This window comes from Mycobacterium sp. TH-M82 (genome assembly GCF_057473605.1).
In genome coordinates, this window is record NZ_JBYCKY010000851.1 from 1 (window position 1) to 1,580 (window position 1,580).

The 1,580-nt window shown below is 69.0% G+C and carries 2 protein-coding genes; one reads left to right on the forward strand and one right to left on the reverse strand.

The annotated features are described in order from the left end of the window. Positions 1–223: 223 nt before the first annotated feature. Positions 224–940, forward strand: coding sequence for a 2OG-Fe(II) oxygenase (locus AC2VON_RS24645; RefSeq protein ID WP_486955186.1), 717 nt, complete (start codon positions 224–226; stop codon positions 938–940). Between the two features lie 30 nt (positions 941–970). Here the strand turns inward: AC2VON_RS24645 and AC2VON_RS24650 are convergent. Continuing rightward, on the reverse strand, positions 971–1,580 hold a 610-nt coding region (locus tag AC2VON_RS24650), incomplete at its 5' end, for a class I SAM-dependent methyltransferase (RefSeq protein WP_486955187.1).

Genomic DNA, 1,580 nt, shown 5'->3' on the forward strand with positions numbered 1-1,580 from the left:
TTCTGTGGCACTTTCCCGCGAGTCACCTCGGATTGCTGTTGGCAATCACCCTGCTCTGTGAAGTCCGGACTTTCCTCGACCCGCCTGGCATGCCAGCGGGCCGCGGCCGCCCGGCCAACTCGTCCGCGCTGATCACGCTACCCGCTGCCGAGTGTGCGGGCCAGCCACCGCCGCGCCGATCGGTTTATCGTCGATCACGCGAGGACCAGGAGGGAGGCTGCCGATGCCGCCGACCCGGTGGGAGAAGCGCGTCGACGCCGGCGACTGGGACGCCATCGCCGCCGCCGTCAACGACCACGGCGGTGCGCTGCTCCCCCGGTTGCTCACCGCCCCGGAGATGGCACGGCTGCGCTTGCTCTACGCCGACGACGAGAAGTTCCGCGCCACCATCGACATGGCGAGGCACCGCTACGGCGCCGGGCAGTACAGGTACTTCGACACCCCCAATCCCGAGCCCATCGACAGCCTCAAGCAGGCGCTGTACCCGCGACTGCTGCCGATCGCCCGGGACTGGGCGGCCAAGCTGGGCCGCGAGGCACCCTGGCCGGACCGTCTCGACGACTGGCTGGACCGGTGTCACCGTGCGGGCCAGACCCGTTCCACCGCCCTGATGCTGCGCTACGGCCCCGGCGACTGGAACGCCCTGCATCGGGACCTCTACGGCGAGTTGGTGTTCCCGCTTCAGGTGGTGATCAACCTCAGCGATCCGGACAGCGACTACACCGGCGGTGAGTTCCTGCTCGTCGAGCAGCGCTTCCGGTCTCAATCACGCGGTACTGCAATGCAATTGCCACAAGGGCACGGTTACCTGTTCGCCACCCGCGACCGGCCGGTGCGATCGGCGCGGGGCTGGTCGGCGTCACCGATGCGCCATGGCGTCTCCACCGTCCGATCCGGCGCACGCTATGCCCTCGGGCTGATCTTTCACGACGCGGCCTGACCGGGCACTTGGGTGTGCGCCGTGCGGGCGCTATCGCGCCCGCCGCAGCGCGATCACGTTGTCGGGCACCGACGCGACCTGACCTTCGGGCCCGGTCAGCTCCCGGTCGACGGTCTCCAGCCGTAGCCGCTGCCACTGGCCCGGATCAAGCCGTAACGAGTCCAGCACTTCCTCGGCGCTGGGCAACTTTTGGTCATGGTGCGGCGACCAGGGCGGAGCGGCCTGGTGGTCGACGATGAGCAAGACACCGTCCGGCGTGACACAACCGGCGGCGAGCCGCAGCACCTTCTCGCGCTCCAACCGCGCCGGGGAATGCAGATACTGCGCGGACACCAGGTCGAACTCTCCCTCCGGGAAGCTCTCGGGAAGGTCACGATGCTGAAAGTCGATTCGCGCCGTCACGCCTCGCTGACCAGCGGCGGCTGCGGCGCGTTGCAGCGCGACCGGCGAGACATCGACGGCCACCACCTGCCAGCCGTGTTCGGCCAGCCACACGGCGTCGGCGCCCTCGCCACAACCCAGATCCAGCGCGCGGGCCGCAGCGAGCTTCGACGCCACCTCAACCAGCCGTGGATTGACTCGGCCGGTCCACACCCGTTCCGCCTGGGTATAACGCTGGTCCCAGAACTGCTGCGCATCA